Origin of the sequence: Christiangramia sp. 3-2217-3z (assembly GCF_051195275.1) — a bacterium.
Classification (GTDB): Bacteria; Bacteroidota; Bacteroidia; order Flavobacteriales; family Flavobacteriaceae; genus Christiangramia; species Christiangramia marina.
The window spans coordinates 31,450-52,594 of record NZ_JBNJLI010000004.1; the positions used below are offsets into that span (position 1 = coordinate 31,450).

At 38.3% G+C, this 21,145-nt stretch carries 18 protein-coding genes; 11 read left to right on the forward strand and 7 right to left on the reverse strand.

Annotated features, from left to right (window positions below; translation table 11 throughout):
* Positions 1 to 113: 113 nt before the first annotated feature.
* Positions 114 to 3,275 carry a cytochrome c biogenesis protein CcsA gene (ccsA, locus tag ACSHZO_RS08285; protein ID WP_298247005.1) on the forward strand — a complete coding sequence of 1,054 codons (3,162 nt, stop codon included), beginning with the start codon at positions 114 to 116 and terminating at the stop codon, positions 3,273 to 3,275.
* Between the two features lie 73 nt (positions 3,276 to 3,348).
* On the opposite strand, the gene fumC is transcribed toward ccsA, so the two are convergent.
* Positions 3,349 to 4,746, reverse strand: a complete 1,398-nt coding sequence (gene fumC / locus ACSHZO_RS08290; RefSeq protein ID WP_298247006.1) for a class II fumarate hydratase — start codon at positions 4,744 to 4,746, stop codon at positions 3,349 to 3,351.
* A 275-nt stretch (positions 4,747 to 5,021) separates the two neighbouring features.
* Here fumC and ACSHZO_RS08295 point away from each other — a divergent pair, with 275 nt between their 5' ends.
* From ACSHZO_RS08295 to ACSHZO_RS08305, 3 genes are all read left to right on the forward strand, one after another.
* On the forward strand, positions 5,022 to 5,252 hold the full coding sequence (locus ACSHZO_RS08295; protein ID WP_298247007.1) for a hypothetical protein: 231 nt from the start codon (positions 5,022 to 5,024) through the stop codon (positions 5,250 to 5,252).
* Between the two features lie 78 nt (positions 5,253 to 5,330).
* On the forward strand, positions 5,331 to 5,531 hold the full coding sequence (locus ACSHZO_RS08300; protein ID WP_298247008.1) for a hypothetical protein: 201 nt from the start codon (positions 5,331 to 5,333) through the stop codon (positions 5,529 to 5,531).
* A 123-nt stretch (positions 5,532 to 5,654) separates the two neighbouring features.
* Positions 5,655 to 5,831 carry a hypothetical protein gene (locus ACSHZO_RS08305; protein ID WP_026916335.1) on the forward strand — a complete coding sequence of 59 codons (177 nt, stop codon included), beginning with the start codon at positions 5,655 to 5,657 and terminating at the stop codon, positions 5,829 to 5,831.
* A 52-nt stretch (positions 5,832 to 5,883) separates the two neighbouring features.
* Here the strand turns inward: ACSHZO_RS08305 and ACSHZO_RS08310 are convergent, their stop codons facing one another.
* From ACSHZO_RS08310 to prfB, 4 genes are all read right to left on the reverse strand, one after another.
* Complete coding sequence (locus ACSHZO_RS08310; RefSeq protein WP_298247009.1) at positions 5,884 to 8,445, reverse strand: TonB-dependent receptor domain-containing protein; 2,562 nt, start codon at positions 8,443 to 8,445, stop codon at positions 5,884 to 5,886.
* A gap of 111 nt (positions 8,446 to 8,556) precedes the next feature.
* Entirely contained in the window at positions 8,557 to 8,925 is a 369-nt protein-coding gene (locus ACSHZO_RS08315) for a hypothetical protein (RefSeq protein WP_298247010.1), read from the reverse strand.
* Positions 8,926 to 8,936: 11 nt separating this feature from the next.
* Positions 8,937 to 9,281, reverse strand: coding sequence for an arsenate reductase (glutaredoxin) (gene arsC, locus ACSHZO_RS08320; RefSeq protein ID WP_435066907.1), 345 nt, complete (start codon positions 9,279 to 9,281; stop codon positions 8,937 to 8,939).
* A 51-nt stretch (positions 9,282 to 9,332) separates the two neighbouring features.
* Positions 9,333 to 10,431 (reverse strand): peptide chain release factor 2 gene (gene prfB / locus ACSHZO_RS08325; protein ID WP_298247012.1). Its coding sequence is split into 2 segments (ribosomal slippage): positions 9,333 to 10,367 and positions 10,369 to 10,431, totalling 1,098 coding nucleotides; the frame shifts between segments, so codons are not numbered across the junction.
* 95 nt (positions 10,432 to 10,526) lie between these two features.
* Between prfB and ACSHZO_RS08330 the strand changes: the two genes are divergently transcribed.
* The 3 genes from ACSHZO_RS08330 (at position 10,527) to ACSHZO_RS08340 (ending at position 14,613) form a co-directional block, all read left to right on the forward strand.
* Positions 10,527 to 12,914: a zinc-dependent metalloprotease gene (locus ACSHZO_RS08330; protein WP_298247013.1), complete on the forward strand. Its 2,388-nt coding sequence runs from the start codon at positions 10,527 to 10,529 to the stop codon at positions 12,912 to 12,914.
* A gap of 75 nt (positions 12,915 to 12,989) precedes the next feature.
* The gene (locus ACSHZO_RS08335; protein ID WP_298247014.1) at positions 12,990 to 14,018 is read left to right on the forward strand and encodes a threonine aldolase family protein; all 1,029 of its coding nucleotides are present in this window, start codon (positions 12,990 to 12,992) and stop codon (positions 14,016 to 14,018) included.
* Positions 14,019 to 14,097: 79 nt separating this feature from the next.
* Positions 14,098 to 14,613: a redoxin domain-containing protein gene (locus ACSHZO_RS08340; protein ID WP_298247015.1), complete on the forward strand. Its 516-nt coding sequence runs from the start codon at positions 14,098 to 14,100 to the stop codon at positions 14,611 to 14,613.
* 47 nt (positions 14,614 to 14,660) lie between these two features.
* On the opposite strand, the gene ACSHZO_RS08345 is transcribed toward ACSHZO_RS08340, so the two are convergent.
* The gene (locus tag ACSHZO_RS08345) at positions 14,661 to 14,984 is read right to left on the reverse strand and encodes a YbaB/EbfC family nucleoid-associated protein (RefSeq protein WP_141877619.1); all 324 of its coding nucleotides are present in this window, start codon (positions 14,982 to 14,984) and stop codon (positions 14,661 to 14,663) included.
* Between the two features lie 64 nt (positions 14,985 to 15,048).
* Between ACSHZO_RS08345 and ACSHZO_RS08350 the strand changes: the two genes are divergently transcribed.
* From ACSHZO_RS08350 to ACSHZO_RS08360, 3 genes are all read left to right on the forward strand, one after another.
* A complete protein-coding gene (locus ACSHZO_RS08350; protein WP_298247016.1) occupies positions 15,049 to 17,175 on the forward strand; it encodes a S9 family peptidase in 2,127 nt (708 codons plus the stop codon).
* A 70-nt stretch (positions 17,176 to 17,245) separates the two neighbouring features.
* Complete coding sequence (locus tag ACSHZO_RS08355; protein WP_298247017.1) at positions 17,246 to 18,286, forward strand: PLP-dependent cysteine synthase family protein; 1,041 nt, start codon at positions 17,246 to 17,248, stop codon at positions 18,284 to 18,286.
* A gap of 137 nt (positions 18,287 to 18,423) precedes the next feature.
* On the forward strand, positions 18,424 to 19,686 hold the full coding sequence (locus tag ACSHZO_RS08360) for an aminotransferase class I/II-fold pyridoxal phosphate-dependent enzyme (protein WP_298247018.1): 1,263 nt from the start codon (positions 18,424 to 18,426) through the stop codon (positions 19,684 to 19,686).
* Between the two features lie 49 nt (positions 19,687 to 19,735).
* On the opposite strand, the gene ACSHZO_RS08365 is transcribed toward ACSHZO_RS08360, so the two are convergent.
* Entirely contained in the window at positions 19,736 to 20,665 is a 930-nt protein-coding gene (locus tag ACSHZO_RS08365; protein ID WP_298247019.1) for a transporter, read from the reverse strand.
* Positions 20,666 to 20,807: 142 nt separating this feature from the next.
* Here ACSHZO_RS08365 and ACSHZO_RS08370 point away from each other — a divergent pair, with 142 nt between their 5' ends.
* On the forward strand, positions 20,808 to 21,101 hold the full coding sequence (locus tag ACSHZO_RS08370; protein ID WP_298247020.1) for a DUF4834 family protein: 294 nt from the start codon (positions 20,808 to 20,810) through the stop codon (positions 21,099 to 21,101).
* Positions 21,102 to 21,145 lie beyond the last annotated feature (44 nt).

The window sequence follows — 21,145 nt, forward strand, 5'->3', positions numbered from 1 at the left end:
CAAAAATTTCAAGGTATAGAAATTAACACATGTTGACTTGAGATTCGAGGTTTTGGCCGTTAAAAAACGATAAAATATCGTTAAATTTGCAGTCGTTAAAAAGACACTTTTTCATGCAGAAAAAAATAGCCTCTATCCTTTTTTCTACCCGAATAATGGCCGTCCTGTTTATCATCTTTGCAATTGCCATGGCCATGGGAACATTTATAGAAACCTGGTACAGTATCGAAACGGCAAAAATTCTAATTTACAATACCTGGTGGTTCGAAGGGATTATGTTATTTCTTCTTATTAATTTCATTGGGAATATTAAGCGATATAAGCTTCATGAAAAGGAAAAATGGAGTAGTCTACTGCTGCATCTTTCATTTATCCTTATTTTAATTGGAGCATTTATAACCAGGTATATTAGCTACGAAGGGGTGATGCCAATTCGTGAAGGTGAAACCACCAATAAATTCATGACTTACGAGACGTATCTAACCTTCTTTATAGATGGGGAAATCGATGGTGAAGCGAGAAGAAGAGTGCTACAGGAAGATGTTCTTTTTGGTCCTGAAGTAGAGAACGACTATGTTCTTAATACCGATTTTAACGGCACACCTGTAAAATTTGAAGTCACGAATTTTATTCACGGAGCAGAAGAAGCTCTGGTTCCTACAGAGGATGGCGAGAATTATCTTAAGATCGTAGAAGCCGGTGATGGTTCAAGACACGATCATTATCTTAAAGAAGGTGAGGTTAGCAATATTCATAATACCTTATTTACGCTTAATAGTCCGCAGGATGGTGCTATCAATATTCGGCTTACTGAAGATGGTGAATACCAGATAGATTCTCCATTTGAGGGAACCTATATGCGTATGGCTGATCAAAAGCAGGGAACTTTAATTAGTGACTCTACACAAACTCTTATGTTGAGGTCGCTTTATAATATTGGAAGCATGCAATTCGTAATCCCGGAACCAGTGGTCACCGGAGAATATGATGTGGTGCCAACCAACCCTAAAACAAAGCAGGATCTTGATGCCGTAACGCTGAATGTTACAGCCAATGGCAAAACTGAAACGATCACCTTGCTTGGCGGGCAGGGAACTGTAGCAGATCCACATGCGATCAAATTCAACGGACTCGAAGTATTCGTGAATTACGGAAGCATAGAGAAAGAACTGCCATTTGCTTTGAAGCTGAATGATTTCATTGCAGAAAAATACCCTGGTACTGCAGATAGGGCAACGCCTGGTTACGCAAGTTTTAAAAGTGAAGTGGAGATCGTTGAGGAAGGAGAAAAACCTGAACCTTACTCAATATATATGAATCATGTACTGGATCATGAAGGTTATAGATTTTTCCAGTCGAGTTTTGACCCAGATGAAAAGGGTACCGTACTATCAATAAATCATGATTTCTGGGGTACCTGGTTTACTTACATTGGTTACTTCTTATTGTATTTTGGACTTATGTGGATATTGTTTGATAAAGGTTCCCGTTTTGGTAATCTAAAAGTAATGCTGGAAAAGATCAAGAACAAGAAAAAGGCATTGGCAGTAGTAGCATTAATGCTAATGTCTTCTGTTGGTTTTTCTCAAGATGATGATCATGCTCACAATCAGAATTCGAAACAGCAGATCGATAGTATCATTGTATCTAATGCTGTGAAAGAAGAGCACGCCGATAAATTTGGACGATTGATCATTCAGGATGCCGGAGGAAGAATGAAGCCTGCAAATACGTATTCTTCAGAATTACTTCGGAAATTAAGTAAAAGCGATACTTATGCCGGTTTAAGTTCAGACCAGGTGCTGGTTTCAATTACTGAAAATCCTGCATTCTGGTACCAGGCACAGGTTATTTATGTAGAAAAAAAGAACGATAGTCTGCATCACATACTTGGTGTAGAAGAAGGTAGAAAACACCTTGCTTTGATGGACTTTTTTGATGAAAAAGGTGGTTATAAACTTTCTCCCTATCTGGAAGTTGCCTACAAAGCGGCTGTTCCGAATAAATTTCAGAAAGATTACATAGAAACAGATAAGAAAGTAAACCTGCTATACCAGGCGGTACAGGGAAAAGTGCTAAAAGTATTTCCTATTCCTGAAGACGAGAATAATAAATGGGTTTCCTATCCTGAACTGGATGAATCCAACTTCACAGGAATGGACTCAGTTTATACAAAGCAGATCCTTCCGCTATACATGAGTGCTCTTAAAACTGCTCGTGAGACCAGCGATTATGAAAAAGCAGATCAGTATCTGGAAAGCATTCAGAGCTTTCAGGAGAAATTTGGAGGAGATGTAATGCCTTCTGAAAGTAAAGTGAACGCTGAGATTCTGTACAATGAATATGATGTCTTTAGGAATCTGTTCTGGATGTATATGCTAGCCGGAATCATTATGCTTACTATTGTCGTTATTCAAATTTTCAATGATAACAAAATTGTCAGAAATCTTATCAAAGTTGTTGCAATTGCGATCATTGTTCTTTTTGTTGTACATACGGCAGGACTTGCGGCCAGGTGGTATATCTCTGGACACGCTCCCTGGAGTGATGCTTATGAGTCGATGATCTACGTGGCTTGGGCAACCATGTTCTTTGGACTTGCGTTTGGTAGAAAATCAACACTTACGATCGCATCTACTGCATTTGTGGCCTCCATGATTTTAATGGTTGCCCACTGGAACTGGATGGATCCGGCGATTGCGAATCTACAACCAGTTCTAGATTCATACTGGGTAGTTATTCATGTTCCTGTTATCGTAGGTAGTTATGGTCCGTTTACGCTGGGAATGATCCTTGGAGTGGTTTCGCTGCTATTAATGATCCTTACCAATGACAAGAACAAGAAGAAAATGGACATTAATATAAAAGAGATCACGATCATTACTGAAATGGCATTGACGGTTGGTTTAGTAATGTTGACGATCGGAAACTTCTTAGGTGGCCAGTGGGCTAATGAGAGCTGGGGACGTTACTGGGGCTGGGATCCAAAAGAGACCTGGGCTTTGATTAGTATCATGGTATATGCCTTTGTGATCCATATGAGACTGGTTCCAGGTTTACGAAGTAGATGGTTTTTTAATCTAATGGCGATTATTGCTTTTGCAAGTATTATGATGACCTATTTTGGAGTGAATTTCTACCTAAGTGGTTTGCATTCCTATGCGAGTGGAGATAAGGTCATTACTCCAACTTTTATCTATTATACCTTAGGTGCTGTGGCAATTTTAGGAACTGTATCTTACTTTAAATACAAGAAACACTTCGCTAAGAAGTAGATATATCTTTAAAATTCTGATATAAAAAAAAGCCTGCTTCTACAAGCAGGCTTTTTGATTTTAAGGTAATTGATTATTTAAGATTTCCTACCATGTCTTTTGGATCTACCCATTCATCAAATTCTTCGTTCGTGACATAACCTAGATTGGCAGCTTCTTCTTTTAAGGTCGTACCATTCTTATGGGCTGTGTTAGCGATTTCAGCAGCTTTGTAATATCCTATTTTGGTATTCAAAGCAGTAACCAGCATTAATGAGTTATTTAAATGCTCTTTGATACGCTTGTCGTTAGCTTCAATCCCGCGTGCACAATGTTCCTCGAAAGAGAGACAGGCATCACCTATAAGCTGTGCACTTTGCAGCAAAGCGTTTGCCATTACCGGTTTAAAAACGTTTAATTCGAACTGTCCTTGCATTCCGCCTACGCTCATAGTTACATCGTTCCCCATGATCTGGGCACAAACCATGGTAAGTGCTTCACACTGGGTTGGATTAACCTTACCAGGCATGATCGAAGAACCTGGCTCATTCGCCGGAATATTGATCTCTCCAATACCACTTCTTGGTCCGGAAGCAAGCATTCTGATATCGTTTCCAATTTTGTTCAGCGAAACAGCGATCTGTTTTAGTGCTCCGTGAGTTTCCACAAATGCATCATGTGCTGCCAAAGCTTCAAATTTATTTCCAGCAGAGATAAAAGGCATCTCCGTAAATTTTGCGATAAATTCGGCTACCCTTTTTGAATATCCTTTCGGAGTGTTAAGCCCGGTTCCTACCGCAGTTCCACCTAAAGCAACTTCAGATAAATGTGGTAAAGTATTTTCCAATGCTTTAATGCCATAATCTAACTGTGCTACGTATCCACTGAATTCCTGACCTAGAGTTAGGGGAGTGGCGTCCATAAAATGCGTACGCCCAATTTTCACGGTATGCTTGAATTCTTCAGATTTCTTCTTAAGAGTATCTCTTAGTTTCTTCAAACCGGGAAGCGTATTCGTAGTCACTTTTTTGTAAGCAGCAATATGCATTCCGGTCGGGAATGTATCGTTCGAAGATTGAGATTTATTCACATCATCATTTGGTTGAAGTGTTTTTTCCCCTTCACCAATATTCTTACCTGCGATCTGGTGAGCTCGGTTGGCGATCACTTCGTTCACATTCATGTTACTCTGTGTACCACTTCCGGTTTGCCAGATCACCAATGGAAACTGATCATCGTGTTTTCCTTCCAGGATCTCATCACAAACCTGAGCGATAAGGTCTCTCTTTTCCACAGGGAGAACTCCAAGTTCACAGTTGGTATATGCGGCAGCTTTCTTTAAATAAGCGAAACCATATATAATATCCAATGGCATGGAGGACGCAGGTCCAATTTTGAAATTATTCCGGGAACGTTCCGTTTGAGCACCCCAGAGTTTATCTGAAGGAACTTTAACTTCCCCCATGGTATCTTTCTCTATTCTATAGTTCATATTTTAAAAATTGGTTGTTTCGCAAAGTTAATATTTCACTAATCTTATTAATCTAAAAAAACTTTAAAATTGGTGGTTCTTTTATTCTGAAATATATAAATCTTAAATCAGGCTTTAATCTATTAGAAGAGCTTTGAAACACTCGTTATTTCCCCGCTTTGTAGATTTTAAAATACTGTAAACCAATTATCTAAAACAAAATAGGGGGAAATTCCCTTTTCATTGCAACACAACTAGTTTTATCTTTAGACTATTGTTTAACTAAATTCATAATAATGAAAAGACTGCTAGTATTACTCGTTTTTTCATTAGTTGTTTCAATATCCCTCGCAAGTTGTAGTACTAATGATGATGGTCCTGCAGATTCAGATCAATTTCTGAATGCTGATGTAAACGGAGTTCTTTTTAACTCATCTAATAATTCTGCTGCTCTGAGCTTCCACAAAGATTATAATTCCATGGGAACGCTTAGCTTGAATGTACGATCTATTTCTGATAATGGTTAGATTCTCGATTTTCAGATCGAAAATTTTACCGGCATTGGAATTTACAGTCTTGATGACCAGGTTTTCAATAAGAACTGGTTGAGTTTTAGTACTCACGATCATGAGCTATGGGCGATAATGCCTAATGGTGCTCCAAACGATATGACTAACTTTATTGAGATCACGAGTAATTCTGATGATCGTATCGAAGGAAAGATCTCCAGTAGTAAATTGTGGAACGAACAGCAAAGTAATTACGCACCAATAGAGGGGCAATTTAAGTTGAATATTCGGCTTTAATCTCATCAATCAAAAGGCGAACAATTCCCTAAGTTTAATAATTCTTCAAAAAGTGATCAAATTCCTGTGATAAGCGATCAGGTATTTATATCTTTGACCTGATTTTAATCAAACTTTACCATTATGTTCGAATTCGATCAATACCTTGGATTTTTAGCGTTCCTTACGATATTAACGATGGGTTTCTGGCTTATGATCTTCCTGGTAGCTTTCGTTCCTTATTGGATCGGTGGGTCTGTTGGAGAATTGATCAAAGAAAAACGTGAAGCTCGTAAAAAAGCTAAAGCGGAAAAAGCATAAAAAAAAGGGACTAATTTAAGTCCCTTTTTTTATTTCCTGTCATACCAGATTATTAAAATTCACCTTCGTCATAATCTTCGTCATTTCTTCTCTGTTGACGCTGTTTCTTCTGATTAAACCTGTAGATAAAGGATACATTCACTGCCTGACCTTGTCTCCATTGGAATTCACTGTCCTGTTCAAAGAATTCAGTATTGGTATAAGATGATCTCTTTCTACCATTTAGAATATCACTCACATTTAATGCAATGGTAGCTTTTTCATTCAAGATTTCTTTACTCAAGGCTAAATCTATAGAAAGGATACCATCCTGAGTTCCCTGAATTTCATCTGATGGTCCTCTATAAAAAGCATTGGTTTGCCAGTCAATTTTTAGCGGAAGTGTCACTTTTGAACTAAATCGCGCGAACCAGCTTGTGTTTTCGGTATTATAACTATCCCCATTAAATTCACCATCTAGCTTAAATCTAAAGTAATTAAAGCTACCATTTAATCTTAGCCATTCGGCTGGATTGTATAATACCCCAAGTTCACCACCCATTCTATCGTTTATCGCCAGGTTAAAAGGGATGCTCCTAATAACTGTTTGCGGAATTGTTTCTGGTCCCTGTTCAGGAAAATCCGGATTCGCAATCTGTATATCAATTTCCTCTTGTACTCTCTGAAATGCATCAGTTTCTCTCTGATAATAAACTGAAGAAGTTAAAGTAAGCTTCTCCCATCTTTTTAAGTATCCAATATCAAAACTGTTTGAATAAGCTGGTTGAAGATTTGGATTTCCCTGAAAAATATTATTTCGACTGCTTCTAGATGGAAACGGATTAATATACCAACCTCGAGGTCTGTTAATTCTACGGTTATATCCAAATGTGATATTTTCTTCTTCCGCGATTTCGTAGATCACATTTAATGTTGGGAACAACCCAAAGTATTTATTATCAAAATTTGTAGTAATATCAAAACTAAACTCTTCTCTTAATTCTTCCTGAGTAAGTTCAGAATCAATATCACCTTTTAGTTGTGTATGCTCAGCTCTTAACCCTAAAAGAAAACTAAATTCTCCGAATTTTGTACCGTACTGTGTATACCACGCGTGAACATTCTCATCATAGTCAAAAATATTAGTCTGATTACGATTCAGAATAAAATTACTATTACGGTCCTCTTGCAACAGTGAGTAATCGGTTACCTCATTTTCAAAGTTTCCTCGATATCCAGCTTCAAATTGCGAATCCTCTCCTATAGGTCTCACATAATCTGCCTGCAGTAAATACTCTTTTTGATCTTCAGTAGTTAAAGTTCTTTCTCTGGGGATGAAGATCTCTCCAACATTAGTAGCATTAAAATTAATTGGCTCACGGATAAAGGCTTCTTGCTCTTCCTTATCACGTTCTATTTGAAAGTCTGTAGTTAGTTCATGTCCTTTGTTATCAAACTTATTTACATAATTAATGGAGAATTGCCAACTGTTGTCTTCTTCAACTTCATTTTCAAGACGCGTGGTTCCAAGCACCCTGTTTCCATCAAGAAAATAGTCGTTTACATTCGTAGTAAGATCTTCATCATCCCCAAGTCTATAGAATAAAGCTCCGGTTATGGAGGATTGTTCATTCAAATAGTATTCTATTCCTAAATTGGTATTGAAGCCTCTATTGATTCTATCATAATCTCTATCTTCAACATTTCGATCATATTGAAGACCGTCGAGAAAAGTATCCTCACGAGTATCAAAGTATCGAGTATCGAAGAACGCTTCGCCCGGAGATTCTCTATATCTATAACCCGTGGTGGTGAAAAGATTATATTTATCTGTTCGGTAATTAAAGTTTGCGTTAATCCCTGCGTTGGCCGGATTACCACCATTAATTGTTAAGGAACCATTGAATCCTAGAGTTTCCTTCTTTCTAAGAATAATATTAATAATTCCAGCAGTACCTTCAGCATCATATCTTGCGGAAGGTGAGGTGATAACTTCAACTCTCTCGATAGCTTCAGCTGGTAGTTGGCTTAGAACATCTGTACTACCAAAACCGGCCATTGCAGATGGTTTACCGTTTATCAATATTCTTACATTCTCATTCCCTCTAAGACTTATACCTCCTTCTATGTCTACAGTGACAGATGGTACGTTGTTCAAAGCATCACTTACTGTTCCTCCGGCAGTGGTAAGATCTTTTCCAATGTTATAGATCTTCTTGTCAAGTCTAACATCTACTTGTGTAGTTTCTGCCCGAACTACTACCTCATCAAGATTTTCAGATCCTAAGCCAAGTAGAATAGTTCCCAGGTCCAGATCTGAATTTACATTTCGGTTTTTAAAGACTTTAGATTCGTACGAGATAAATTCAACCGTGATCGTATAGGTTCCTTCCTGAACCGTAATCTCAAATTCACCATCTATATTGGTTACAGTACCATCAACCTTTGAAGGATCGTTGGTATTCTGAACTGCGACAGTTGCATATTCCAGAGGAACATTTAGCTCATCGTCCAGAACCTTACCGGAAATGGTGTATTTTTTAAGAGGTGAAGGGCCCTGAGCATAAGATTTAAAACTCAGCAAGCCGATAAACAGGAATAGTAAACTTAAGGTATAGATCTTCCGATTGGTCATTATATAATTTTACCCTATGACCATAGGAAACCCACTTAGTTTAATGAACGAGGGTTAAAATATTGTTAAGCGTGAAATTAATTTTCATTAATAACTGCAGCTATTTGTAAATCAGGATTTTCTGGTTAGCTGTTTATTTAAATGAATATATCTATCAAATTGATCCTCATTCATAAATCTTTGAAGTGATTTGTATTCACTCTTCTGAATAGTTTTCAATTTATTCACTTGCTGTCCTGTTCCTAAACTGGAATTAATGATCTCGTTCTTCTTAATAGTGTATTCTATGATCGCATCTTCCAGAAGTTGCGTCTGGCCCAAAGTCAGGTTTAACTGATTTTTCCAGGTTAGAGCAAGCTCAGCGGCGATTTCTCTAATTTCTCTGCGATTTTTTTCGTGAATATGGATCTGAGAGTATACGAAACCAGCTACTGCCGCAGCGGCCAGACCAATAATTGTAATCCTGTATTGTAGTTTCATATGAATAGTTCTTATAGCAATTTATCAATTTCAGTAGCAGGTCTTCCAACTACTGCATTTTTATCATTTTCAACGATAGGTCTTTCGATCAATTTAGGATTTTCCACCGTAATATGGATTAATTCATCCTCACTTAGATCTTTACCTTTATAATTTTCTTTCCAGACCTTTTCACCAGTTCGCACTAATTGAATAGGGGCATAACTTAATTTCGCAAGTAGCTGTTCAAGCTCTTTTGCTGAAAGTGGATCTTTAAGGTACTCCCTGATTACAAATTCCTTACCAGAATTCTTCAGAAGTTCGAGTCCTTCCCTGGATTTCTTACATCTTGCGTTATGGTAAATAGTGTGTTTCATCAAGTCTTAATATAAACATTTCAGATTAAAAAATAAAAGCTTTAATATGAACTAATCTTCATTTTTCTGTCCCATCATCATTAAAAAAGCTTTCAGAAAAGGATCAATAGCGCCGTCCATTACGGCATCGACATTTCCGGTTTCTTCCGCAGTTCTAACATCTTTTACCAGCTTATAAGGATGCATCACGTAATTACGTATCTGCGATCCCCATTCTATCTTCATTTTAGAATCTTCGATCTCTCTTCGTTGAGCCTGTCTCTTCTGAAGTTCAATTTCAAATAACTGACTCTTCAATAACTGCATCGCCTTATTCTTATTTTCAAGCTGAGACCTGGTTTCAGAATTTTCAATAACGATTCCAGTCGGCTCATGACGAAGACGCACAGCGGTCTCCACTTTATTTACGTTCTGTCCACCTGCTCCGGAAGATCTCATGGTTTCCCAGCTAAGATCTGAAGGATTGATGTCAATTTCTATAGTATCATCTACAAGTGGGTACACATACACAGAAGCAAATGAAGTGTGCCTTTTGGCATTACTGTCAAAAGGAGAGATCCTAACAAGCCTGTGGACTCCATTTTCACCTTTTAGCCAGCCAAAAGCGAATTCACCTTCGATTTCAAGTGTAACGGTTTTAATTCCAGCTACATCACCGTCCTGATAATTGAGTTCCCTGATTTTATACTTTCGCTTTTCAGCCCACATCATGTACATACGCATAAGCATTTCAGCCCAGTCGCAACTTTCAGTACCACCAGCACCCGCCGTAATTTGTAAAACCGCGCTCATGCTGTCTCCTTCTTCGGAAAGCATATTTTTGAACTCAAGGTCTTCTATAAGATCAAGAGCATCGTCATTTCTTTTCTGAACATCTTCTGCAGAAGCCTCATCCTCTTTATAGAACTCGTAGAGGACCTCAAGATCTTCTACTAAGGTTTCGGCTTTTGCATATTCATTTACCCAACTTTTTTCAGCATTGACCTCTCTCATGATCTGTTCAGCCTTTTTAGGGTCATCCCAGAAGTCTGGAGCAAAGGTCTTTTCCTCCATGTTAGTTATTTCAATCTTCTTGGCATCAATGTCAAAGATACCTCCTTAACGCAACCAGGCGCTCTTTGAGATCTCTTATGTTCTCGGTAGTAATCATATGTTCGATTTGACGTAAAAATAGAATTTAGGGGTGTTTCGGGAAAGTATTTAACGAATAATTTTTAGCTTTAGACGGCTTTAAAAAATCCATCTATGCGCTACTTCTTATCTATCTTTCTGGCATTCAGTATATCCATGTCATTAAATGCCCAGTTCCTTGAGAAAAAAGAGGATCTTAAATCTTATGACGGATTTTTTGATTTTCACTATAACGAAAATGAGGACGAGATCTACCTTGAAGTTGACAGCTTAAATACTGCTTTTTTGTACACTCAGTTCTTAACTACCGGAGTAGGATCAAATGATATTGGACTTGACAGGGGGCAACTTGGTAATACGAAGGTTCTGGAATTTAGAAAGGCAGGTAATAAATTGCTATTAGTGGAGCCCAATCAAAATTATCGCGCGATCACTTCCAATCAGGCAGAAAAGAATAGTGTAAAAGAAGCATTTGCAGAGTCGGTCATATTTGGTTTTGAAATCAAAGAAACTAAAGATTCAACTTATATCATTGATCTTACACCGTTTCTAATGCAAGATGCACATGGTGTTAGTGAGAAACTGAAGAAAGGTAAGTTCGGTACTTACAGCCTCGACAAGTCCAAGAGTGCTCTTAGTCTGGATCGAACAAAAGCCTTTCCTGAGAATGTGGAGTTTGAAGCACTTCTTACATTTTCAGGAAAACCTACAGGAAGAACAGTAAATTCTGTAGTACCAGATGCCAGTAATATCTCTGTTAAACAGCATCATTCTTTTGTGAAATTGCCAGACGATAAGTATAAGAAACGCGTATTCGATCCCAGAAGCGGTGCGATTTTTATTTCTTACCAGGACTATGCAAGTCCGGTTTATGAACCAATCACAAAACGTTATGCGATACGGCATAGGCTGGAAAAAAAGACACCAGATTCCTTAGTCAGCGAAGCTGTTGAACCTATTATTTATTATTTGGACCCTGGGACTCCGGAGCCTGTTCGCTCTGCATTATTGGAAGGTGCATCCTGGTGGAATGAAGCTTACGAAGCCATTGGGTATAAAGATGCATTTCAGGTCAAAATGCTGCCTGAAGACGCTGATCCTCTAGATGTTAGATATAATGTGATCCAATGGGTTCATAGATCTACCAGGGGCTGGAGCTATGGAGCGAGCGTTGTAGATCCAAGAACTGGAGAGATCATTAAGGGACACGTAAGTTTGGGTAGTTTGAGGATTCGCCAGGATTTTATGATCGCACAGGCACTTTTAAATAAACCATTTTCAGAATCTGATGAGAATATTGAACCTATGATGGAACTTGCGCTAGCTAGAATTAGACAATTGTCTGCGCATGAGGTTGGGCACACAATTGGATTTGCACATAATTTTGCGGCAAGTACAAGTGACCGCGCATCTGTAATGGACTATCCTCATCCACAATTCAGTTTGAAAAATGGCGAAATTTCTGCGGAAGATGCCTATGCTACAGGGATAGGGGAATGGGACAAGGTTACTGTTCACTATAGTTATGGGGATATACCGAAGGGTAAAGAAGAAATTGAATATTTGAATGAGACTCTTGAAGAAGCTCAAGAAAACGGACTCATTTTTATTTCTGATGCTGATGCCCGGACTTCAGGCGGAGCAAATGCTCAAGCTCATTTATGGGATAATGGAAAAAATGCGATTGATGAGCTTGTAGATGTTCTAAAGATTCGCAAACAGGCAATACAAAACTTTTCAGCTGATAATATTAGAATCGGAGAGCCATTTTCAGTGCTGGAAGATGTATTTGTACCGCTATATTTTTTCCACAGGTATCAAACTGAAGCCGCAGTAAAACTTGTGGGCGGACTCGAATATGAATATGCAGTCAAAGGAGCGGAGAACTTAAACGTGAAAATTCTGGATGGTAATATTCAGAAGAAGGCGATTAAAGAGATATTGAAAACTTTAAAAGCTGAAGAAATCGCAATTCCGAAGGAAAAGTTGGAGCTATTTCCGCCACGTGCTTTTGGATATAGTCGTGACCGGGAAAGTTTTAAAAGCAATACCGATGTTGCTTTTGATCATTTTGGAGCTCCAGCGACCGCTGCAGGAATGACCATGCAATTCCTTTTTCACCCGGCAAGAGCTGAAAGATTAATTCAGCAGAAGGCAGTAGATAACAATAATCCAGGTCTGGAATTTTTGTTGCAGGAAACTGTGAGCAATACGATCAAGTCAGACTATAAAGATGAGTATCTTAATAAAGTACAGCAAACGGTAAATTTCGTAGTTTTTAAACACCTTCTTAATCTTGCAGCCAATGACAAATCTACGAGCCTGGTAAAATCAATTGCGAACGCTGAAATTGATGAGTTACAACAATGGCTTCGGAAGAACAATTCCGCAGTAAACAGAGAAATGCTAAGAAATATCAAAGAATTCAGAGAACATCCAGAGCAATTTCAGTTGGAAATGAATATTCCGAAGATACCTGATGGGTCACCGATTGGTAACTAAATGTTTTATCCAGGCTGAATTTGGATTGGCAGGAGTTTTTAAGTTTTTAACTTAGCGAACAGTAAAAACGATGCAATGAAAGAAATTGATTTAAGAAGTGATACGGTAACCAGGCCAACGAAAGGAATGATGCAGGCGATGATGACTGCGGAAGTTGGTGATGATGTTTATAAAGAAGATCCGACTATCAATGCTCTCGAGAAAAAGCTAGCTGATATGTTTGGGATGGATGAAGCCTTATTTTTTCCTACCGGAAGTATGGCGAACCAGGCAGCGATTAAATTACATACACAACCCGGGGAACAGCTCATTTGCGATAAATGGGCGCATGTTTTCAATTATGAGGGTGGTGGTGTGTCTTTTAATAGTGGTGTTTCCTGTAAACTTGTAGATGGAGATCGTGGGATGATCACAGCTTCTCAGGTAGAAGAAAATATAAACGCGCCAGATTTTTATCATAGTCCGTTGACCACTCTTGTCTGCCTTGAAAACACTACGAACAAAGGTGGAGGAGCATGTTATGAGCTTGAAACCATTCAGGAGATTCGCAAAGTGTGCGATCGCCATGAACTTGGTTTGCATCTTGATGGAGCGAGGCTTTTCAATGCTTTTGCTGAAAAAGATTATACTCCTAAAGACTTCGGAAAAGTATTCGATACCATTTCGGTTTGTCTTTCCAAAGGTTTGGGAACTCCGATGGGATCAGTTCTCATAGGTAAAAAATCTATGATGAAAAATGCCATTAGAGTGCGAAAAGTTCTTGGAGGAGGAATGCGCCAGGTAGGTTTTATGGCTGCCGCGGGAATCTATGCTCTGGATAATCATCTTGAGCAACTGAAGAAAGATAATGATCGCGCAGCAGAACTTTCAGAATTATTAGCGCAACAACCTTATGTCAAAAATCTTGAACCAACCGAAACTAATATTATTATTTTCTATCTGAAGGATGATGTAAAAGAATTGGAGTTTATGCAAAAGCTTGATGAGAAAAACATACGAATTAGTAATATGGGACAGGGAAAACTTAGAATTGTAACACATCATGATTATACTGAGGAGATGCACCAATTCTTTATGGAAACCTTGAAGGAAATACGTTTCTAGAGTTTCTTAACTAAATATTAGCAGGGCTTTATCACAGAAGAAATAGACTTTCCTGTAATTTTCGAAAAAACTTAAAGCAATGAAAAATTTAAGACCAAGACAGGCAGTTCCAGAACTTATAGTGAAAACTACTAATGGTATGGACTGGAACCTGAGAGATAATCAACCTGAGAATTTTACCATGCTTATTTTTTACCGAGGGATACACTGCCCGGTTTGTAAAAGCTACCTGGAAGAATTGAACACCATGGTCGGTGATTTCAAAGATAAAGGAGTCAATATTATCTGTGTAAGTTCCAATACGAAGGAGTTAGCTGAGAAAACTTTGGAAGAATGGGATGTCGATAACTTAACTATAGGTCATAGTTTTGATGTGGAAGATGGAAGAAAATGGGATTTATATGTATCTGAAGGGATCAAGGATTCTGAACCTGCTGAATTCGTAGAGCCAGCTCTATTCCTGATAAGACCCGACAGCACTTTATATTCAGCGAGCATACAGTCAATGCCGTTCGCAAGACCACAATTTGTGGATCTCATTAAGTCGATCTCTTTTGTGAATAAAGAAGATTACCCTGCCAGAGGAGAGGCATAGTAATTTTAGAATAAACAAAAAAAAAGCGGGCATTGCCCGCTTTTTTTTTATTTGAACATATCCATTCCGGGAATGTCTGGCATTCCGTCTTTGGCTGCCGAACCAATTTCAGCTTCGTTGATATCTGTAGCTTTTTTAATCGCTTTGTTCATGGTAAGAACCAGGTAATCTTCCAATTGTTCTTTATCATCCAGTAATTGCTCGTCTACACTAATATTTTTGACTTCGCGATTTGCGGTGATAGTAACTTTTAGCAGTCCATCTGCAGATTGTTCGTCTATTAATACAGTATCAAGTCTCTTTTTGGTTTGCTCTACTTTTTCCTGGGCTTCTTTCAGCTTATTCATCATGCCCATCATATCTCCAAACATATCTATTTCGTTTTAAAAATTGGTAAGCTCAAATTTACTAAATTCAGGTTTGAAATATGCCATTATGAAAAGACTATTCGTTATTCTATTAGGATGCATTACATTTGCAAGCGCTCAAAAAAACAATGATTTGGAAAAAAATTTGCAGGCTCCGGTCGCCAAAAAGATCGAGAAAAAATTAGAGAAGCACGGTGATGTGCGTATCGATAATTATTTCTGGATGAATCAGCGGGAAGATCAGGAAGTGCTGGATTACTTGAATGCTGAAAATGCATACAACGATAAAATGACTTCCCATACAAAGGATTTTCAGAAGAAATTATTCCTGGAGATGAAGGGCCGTATCAAAGAAGATGACGAGTCTGTTCCGTATAAGTTAAATGGTTACTGGTATATTACCCGGTTCGAGAAAGGATTTGATTACCCGGTATATAGTCGTAAGAAGGAAACTCTTGAGGCAGATGAAGAGGTGATGTTCAATGTGAACGAGATGGCGAAAGACTTTGATTATTATAGTCTTGGAGGTCTCAATGTATCACCAGATAACACGATGGTGGTTTTTGGAACTGATACGGTAAGCCGAAGACAGTATACCATTAGGATCAAAAACCTGGAAACAGGTGAGATCTATGATGAAAATATTGAAAATACTACAGGTGGTTCCACCTGGGCGAATGACAATAGAACGCTTTATTATACTAAAAAGGATCCTCAAACTTTAAGATCCTTCAGAATCTATAAGCACATTCTGGGAACAGATCCCGAAACCGATGAGCTTGTATATGAAGAGGAGGATGAAACATTTAACTCTTATGTTTACAAATCTAAATCCAGGGAATACATCATTATAGGTTCTCATAGTACGTTAACTACCGAGTACCGTATTCTTGACGCTAATACGCCAGACAAAGAATTTAAAATTTTCCAGCCTCGTGAGCGCGGACTAGAATATAGCATTGCGCATTACAAGGACGATTTTTATATAGTCACCAATAAGGATGATGCTACCAATTTCAAATTGATGAAGACTCCGCTTGCTCAAACTGAAAAAGAGCACTGGGAAGATGTAATTCCTCATCGAAAGGATTTCTTATTGGAGGATATCGATATCTTTCAGAAATATCTAGTGGTAAGCGAAAGAACAAACGGACTTAATAAGATAAGGATCATCGAGTGGGAAGGTAATAAGGAATACTACATTCCGTTCGATAACGAAACCTATACTGCTTACACTTCCATAAATCCTGATTTTGACACAGATTTGTTGAGGTATACCTACAACAGTCTTACTACTCCAACTTCAGTCGTGGAATATAATATGAAGACCGGAGACAAGACAATATTGAAAGAGCAGGAAGTTCTGGGTGGAAATTTTGATAAAGATAATTACATTTCAGAACGTATCTGGGCTACAGCGAAAGATGGTACTAGCATTCCTGTTTCTTTGGTTTATAAAAAAGGACTTCAGAAAGATCAAAAAAATCCCATGCTACAATATGCTTACGGTTCTTATGGTTCTACAATAGATCCTTACTTTTCAACTGTGCGACTGAGTTTGCTGGATCGCGGATTCATTTATGCCATTGCACATATTCGAGGTGGTGAATATCTGGGCAGGGAATGGTATGAGAATGGTAAACTTTTTCAGAAGAAAAACACATTCACAGATTTTATAGATGTATCTGAATTTCTAATTCAGGAGAATTATACTTCTTCCAATCATTTATATGCCATGGGAGGTTCAGCTGGAGGTTTATTGATGGGTGCAGTTGTAAATATGGCTCCCAATTTATATAATGGGGTAATTGCGGCCGTACCGTTTGTAGATGTCATCACTACAATGCTGGATGATAGTATTCCTCTTACCACTGGTGAATATGACGAATGGGGTAATCCTAATGAAAAGTCATATTATGATTATATGAAATCCTATTCTCCTTATGATAATGTTGTAAAACAGGATTATCCAAATATGCTGGTCACTACAGGTCTACACGATAGCCAGGTGCAATACTGGGAACCTGCTAAATGGATTGCGAAACTTAGAGAATATAAGACAGATCAAAACGTTTTATTATTACATACCAATATGGATGCTGGCCATGGTGGTGCTTCAGGAAGGTTTGAAGCGCTTAAGGAAGTGGCTGAAGAATACGCGTTTTTGCTGGATCTGGAGGGTATTAAGGAGTAATTAAAAAATTTGACTTAAATTTGTCGATTAGTAAAATGTGTGAAAATGCATTTTATTTAAAGATCATTTTATGAGAGAAGATTTGCATGTTTACGATAACGTATTGCAATTAGTTGGAAACACCCCGTTGATCAACTTAAATAAAATCACTAAAGATTTCCCCGGAAAGTACTCCGCAAAGATCGAAGCTTTCAATCCAGGTCATTCCTCGAAGGACAGGATCGCTTTGTACATTATTGAAGAAGCTGAAAGAAAAGGAATTCTGAAGCCCGGAGATACTATAATTGAAACAACTTCAGGTAATACAGGTTTTAGTATTGCGATGGTAAGTTGCATCAAAGGATATGACTGTATTCTTGCTGTAAGTTCTAAATCGTCCAAGGATAAGATCGATATGCTGAAGACAATGGGAGCGAAGGTACATGTGTGCCCGGCGAACGTTCCAGCAGATGATCCAAGGTCTTATTACGAAGTTGCAAAAAGACTTCATTCTGAAATTAAAGGATCGGTGTACATTAATCAGTATTTTAATGAGCTAAATATCGATGCTCATTTTAATTCTACAGGACCGGAAATCTGGAAGCAAACTGAAGGGTCTATTACGCACCTCGTTGCCTGTAGTGGTACTGGTGGAACAATTTCTGGAACTGCAAGATTTTTAAAGTCTAAAAATCCTGAAGTAAAGATCCTTGGGATCGATGCATTTGGTTCAGTTTTGAAGAAATATCACGAAACCAAAGAGTTCGATAAAGATGAGATCTATCCTTATAGGATCGAAGGGCTTGGTAAGAACCTGATCCCATCAGCTACAGATTTTGACATGATCGATAAGTTCATGAAAGTTAGTGATGAAGATGCTGCGCATACTGCCAGGGAACTTGCACGTACCGAAGGTCTATTCGTAGGTTATACCAGTGGAGCAGCAATGCAGGGATTGAAACAATACCAGGAAGACGGTGAATTTGATGAAAATTCTAATGTGGTATTGATCTTTCCAGATCATGGTTCCAGGTATATGAGCAAAATTTATAGTGATGACTGGATGAATGAACAAGGTTTTCTCGATACTCAAAAAGATTCAAAATCTCAATCTATAGAGATCATCAAATAAAATATTAACAATTATTAACAAAAGCATCCTGTTCTTTGCAGGATGCTTTTGTTTTTGTTAGATTTCGATGTTTATAATTTACCTTGTAAAATTGGGCCAATTTTCAGTATTTTTGCGGCTCGTCTAAAAAATGACCGATGAAGGATTTATTTGATAAGATTTACAAAGACAAAGGACCGTTAGGAAAGTGGGCGGAACAGGCAGAAGGATATTTTGTATTTCCTAAACTTGAAGGACCTATTTCCAATAGAATGAAGTTTCGAGGTAAGAATGTAATTACCTGGAGTATTAACGATTACCTTGGTCTTGCCAATCATCCGGAAGTTCGTAAAGTAGATGCTGAGGCAGCTGCAGATTATGGATCGGCTTACCCAATGGGAGCTAGAATGATGAGTGGTCATACAGATCTTCATGAAAAGTTGCAGGATGAACTGGCTTCATTCGTAAATAAACAGGCAGCATACCTGTTGAATTTTGGATACCAGGGAATGGTATCTACGATCGATGCATTAGTATCCAAGCAGGATGTTATTGTATATGATGTTGATGCTCACGCATGTATCATTGATGGAGTTCGTCTTCACCTTGGACAGCGATTTACTTACAAGCACAACGATTTGGAAAGTATCGAGAAGAACCTGCAGCGTGCAACTAAGATTGCTGAACAAACAGGTGGCGGTATTTTGCTTATTTCTGAAGGAGTTTTCGGTATGCGAGGAGAGCAGGGAAGACTGAAGGAGATCGTTGAATTAAAGAAAAAATATAATTTCAGACTTTTCGTTGATGATGCTCATGGTTTTGGAACTCTTGGAAAGACAGGAGCCGGAGCAGGTGAGGAGCAAGGCGTTCAGGATGATATTGATGTATACTTTGCAACTTTTGCGAAATCCCTGGCAAGTACTGGTGCATTCATCGCTGGAGATAAAGAGATCATGGATTATTTAAAGTATAACCTAAGATCTCAAATGTTCGCTAAATCGCTACAAATGCAATTGGTAGTTGGAGCTTTAAAGCGTCTGGACATGTTAAGAACTATGCCAGAACTTAAAGAAAAACTTTGGGAGAACGTGAATGCCTTACAAAACGGATTAAAAGAGAATGGTTTCGATATTGGAACTACGCAAAGTTGTGTGACTCCTGTATACCTGAAAGGAAGTATTCCGGAAGCGATGGCTCTGGTAAAAGATCTTCGTGAAAATCATGGTGTTTTCTGTTCGATTGTAGTTTATCCGGTAATTCCTAAAGGTCTTATTCTGCTTAGAATGATTCCTACGGCAACGCATACGCTACAAGATATTGAAGAGACCTTAACTGCCTTTTCAGCAATTAGAGAAAGACTTGAAAATGGTACTTATAAAAGACTTTCAGCTTCAGTAGAAGCAGCGATGTCTAATAAGTAAGGATTATCAACTATCATAATAAAAAAAGGCCGGAATTTCCGGCCTTTTTTTATTGATCATTATCTTCAGAATCTTCCTCAGCTTCACGGCTAAGTTTTCTGCTCCTTGCACGTCTCTTATTTCCTTCATTAGATTCCTCCAGGAATTCATCAACTTTATGTAGATCCAATCGATATGATACACCGAGAGCAACCTGCCAGCGGGAAGGAGTGTCTTTGAAGTTTACCAGTCCGCTTACATCAAACTGAAGGTTTTCACCCACCAGATAAGCAGCACCTCCACGAAGTAGATCATCAGCATACAGGTCACTTTTGATCCCCTGGTATTCTCCAAAGATCGCAAAGTTTGGGGTGACTGTATGAGTTACCGTTGCAATTCCGGTGTAGGTTCTATATTCCTCAGTTAGTTTATCGGCAATAATATTCATCACCAATACCCATCGACCCCAGTTGTTTTGAGTGATAAGAGCTACCTTCGGACTAAATTTATTCTCTCCTTCGACCAGGTAAGGATTATCACCAAAGGCGAAGTTTGCCCCCGCGTAGATCGAAACTGCAGGAATCAGGGTTTTCCACTTAAACTTTCTGTTCGCATACCAGCTTCGAATATTTGGTTTCTCCTCTTCCATATTCTTATACGGATCATAGAAGAGATATTTAAGACCAAGCGTATTGGATTTAAAATTTCTTCCCGAAGTTTCCACTGTATTCCTAAGAAAATTCCGAACGATATCCTGATTTTCAAAAGCACCAGTAAGATTGATCTCAAGGTTTTCCATCAACAGTCCGTATCGCAGTTGGTAGTCCACTCCCCAAATGTCGATATCGGCGCCCAGACCTTCATGCATATCATTTCCAAGGTAGAATCCCGATTCCAGCTGAATTACATTGGTTCCAACAGCGAAAGCCCCCTGTGATTGTCCCGGGCGGTTGGAGTTTATAGTTTCAGTATATTGTGCCTGAACGGTGAAGCCTGCCATTAGCAGAATTAGGCTGAAGATGCATGTATTGCGCATAACTTGCGGAGTTAATTCAATCAAAGATATAAGTTTTATTATAATTTTATTGCTGAAGCTACTTCCAATCTGAACGCTTATTTTTATTTTTGCCAAAAGCATTAGAATGTTAGAAGCATCCTTATCTGGAGTATTAAAATTTGTACTTGTAGTATTACTTATATATTTCGGATTTAAAATAATAATTCGATTTTTTGGCCCTCTTATTCTCAAATATTTCATGCGAAAAATGGGTAAAAAGTTCGAACAGCAGTTCGGCCAGCAATTTGGTAACCAGTTTGGAGGTGCGGCTTCCAAGAAGTCAAAGTCGAATCCTACAAATATTGGTAAGGAATCTAAAGCCAAACCCAATAAAGATAAAAAGGTAGGGGAATATATCGATTACGAAGAAATTGATTAATTTCGAAACTTAGCAGGTTTTAGATCCTGCATTAAAATTTTCAG

What these genes read in the sequence shown, in the direction of transcription:
- ccsA (WP_298247005.1), top strand. Translation starts at nt 114, where the DNA reads ATGCAGAAAAAAATAGCCTCTATCCTTTTTTCTACCCGAATAATGGCC.
- fumC (WP_298247006.1), bottom strand. Translation starts at nt 4,746, where the DNA reads ATGAACTATAGAATAGAGAAAGATACCATGGGGGAAGTTAAAGTTCCT.
- ACSHZO_RS08295 (WP_298247007.1), top strand. Translation starts at nt 5,022, where the DNA reads ATGAAAAGACTGCTAGTATTACTCGTTTTTTCATTAGTTGTTTCAATA.
- ACSHZO_RS08305 (WP_026916335.1), top strand. Translation starts at nt 5,655, where the DNA reads ATGTTCGAATTCGATCAATACCTTGGATTTTTAGCGTTCCTTACGATA.
- ACSHZO_RS08310 (WP_298247009.1), bottom strand. Translation starts at nt 8,445, where the DNA reads ATGACCAATCGGAAGATCTATACCTTAAGTTTACTATTCCTGTTTATC.
- ACSHZO_RS08315 (WP_298247010.1), bottom strand. Translation starts at nt 8,925, where the DNA reads ATGAAACTACAATACAGGATTACAATTATTGGTCTGGCCGCTGCGGCA.
- arsC (WP_435066907.1), bottom strand. Translation starts at nt 9,281, where the DNA reads ATGAAACACACTATTTACCATAACGCAAGATGTAAGAAATCCAGGGAA.
- ACSHZO_RS08330 (WP_298247013.1), top strand. Translation starts at nt 10,527, where the DNA reads ATGCGCTACTTCTTATCTATCTTTCTGGCATTCAGTATATCCATGTCA.
- ACSHZO_RS08335 (WP_298247014.1), top strand. Translation starts at nt 12,990, where the DNA reads ATGAAAGAAATTGATTTAAGAAGTGATACGGTAACCAGGCCAACGAAA.
- ACSHZO_RS08340 (WP_298247015.1), top strand. Translation starts at nt 14,098, where the DNA reads ATGAAAAATTTAAGACCAAGACAGGCAGTTCCAGAACTTATAGTGAAA.
- ACSHZO_RS08345 (WP_141877619.1), bottom strand. Translation starts at nt 14,984, where the DNA reads ATGTTTGGAGATATGATGGGCATGATGAATAAGCTGAAAGAAGCCCAG.
- ACSHZO_RS08350 (WP_298247016.1), top strand. Translation starts at nt 15,049, where the DNA reads ATGAAAAGACTATTCGTTATTCTATTAGGATGCATTACATTTGCAAGC.
- ACSHZO_RS08355 (WP_298247017.1), top strand. Translation starts at nt 17,246, where the DNA reads ATGAGAGAAGATTTGCATGTTTACGATAACGTATTGCAATTAGTTGGA.
- ACSHZO_RS08360 (WP_298247018.1), top strand. Translation starts at nt 18,424, where the DNA reads ATGAAGGATTTATTTGATAAGATTTACAAAGACAAAGGACCGTTAGGA.
- ACSHZO_RS08365 (WP_298247019.1), bottom strand. Translation starts at nt 20,665, where the DNA reads ATGGCAGGCTTCACCGTTCAGGCACAATATACTGAAACTATAAACTCC.
- ACSHZO_RS08370 (WP_298247020.1), top strand. Translation starts at nt 20,808, where the DNA reads ATGTTAGAAGCATCCTTATCTGGAGTATTAAAATTTGTACTTGTAGTA.